Source organism: Microcystis sp. LE19-10.1B (genome assembly GCF_027530565.1).
Taxonomy (GTDB): Bacteria; Cyanobacteriota; Cyanobacteriia; order Cyanobacteriales; family Microcystaceae; genus Microcystis; species Microcystis aeruginosa.
This window is the reverse complement of the sequence record NZ_JAPZQM010000147.1, coordinates 1-1,351: the sequence shown is the minus strand read 5'-3', so window position 1 is coordinate 1,351 and position 1,351 is coordinate 1. Positions and strand designations below refer to the sequence as shown.

Below are 1,351 nucleotides of genomic sequence, written 5' to 3'. Positions count from 1 at the left end.
GCGTGCTTGATAGGTTAACCAAAGTAATCTCCAAGCTACAATTGAATAGGTAGCTAAAGCCATCTCAATTCTCCTACCCGTTTCTAATTGCAGTTTTTCTAATCCACAACCACTTTTTAAAACAAAATGATAGCGTTCTATTAACCAGCGATAACTATACCAGCGCACACAGGTTATCGCCGATTCAAAGCTACTAATGTCTAGGCTAGTTAAGAGGAGCCAACTGATAGGATTAACTCCGGGACGCGGATTTTCTTCTTCAGCTAAAATTACCTGTAATTTGACCGGTTGACGAGGGTTCGCTTTCGAGTGATGCTTAGGTACTTGTATTTCAAAACTGGCAAATCTAACTGTTAGTTTAGCTAGTCTAGCCTCGTGATTAGGATTGCGTTTTACTTGCACATCTAAGGTCCCACAGGCTTTTATTTCTCTGATGGATTGATGTAAATATTTAGGCTCTGAATGCCCTGACCTTTGCTTGTCTTCGAGATAGTTAACTTTTCGGTTATGAGTTCCTCGAATTAATAAATGAGAGTTAGGACTTCTTGATTGGGCAAATAAATCAAATATGTCTGCCTCACAATCTCCGATTGTTACTACTTGAATTTCTTCGGGTATTTGTTGTTGTGTTTCTGACAAAGAATCTAACCATCTTTGACTTTCTTTTTCTTCGGTTTCTCTTTTTTTGCGTTGCTTGGCAATCCCTAAATTCTTTTCTTCTCTTGCCCAGACCTATTGATTAATCAGTCCCAAAGGTACTCCTGGCGCTGACACTCCTAAGGTGGTATGAACTTTGAGACCAAAGGATGTTTTACAATCTAGATAACCCATTCCTTTTTTGGCTTTTTGCGTCGTAAAGTCTAAACTTGTTGTGTCTTGCACTGCCAAAACTATTGGATGTTCTTTGATTCTTTCTACTGTACTTTTAGCTTGGGCGGCAATTATATCTGAGGGGTGAAAATAGGGGGAATTCCCAAAGTCGTAGGTGGCACTGGCGGCGGCTAGATTTCCCGAGGCTTGTGGCACACTTGTACTAGGTTGACTGGCCAAGTTTTCTACGATACTGATTAACCTTTTCTTTCTTCTGGTGTCCCCTAGGTCTGCATACTGTAATTCTTGGGCTGCCCATTTCTCCATTTTTTTGCTTACCTCCACCTTAATTCCTTCTTTCAAAACTATACCTATCAATCGTTTCCCCTTTTTTTAAGTTTGGTTCTTCGGTTTGTGTTATGCAATGGACGGGAGTTATAAGGGATGAAACCCTTATATAGAAAGACATTGCTTCGATTTTTGCCAATTGTTTTCAATCTAGAACGAGCTAATCAATTAAGTCTCTTGCCAGATAAGGATT

1 pseudogene is annotated in these 1,351 nt (G+C 39.8%); it reads right to left on the bottom strand.

Annotated elements, in window-relative coordinates:
- Nucleotides 1-1,137 (bottom strand): annotated as a pseudogene (locus O9332_RS05200) (IS4 family transposase); the annotation flags it as partial.
- Between the last annotated feature and the right edge of the window lie 214 nt (nucleotides 1,138-1,351).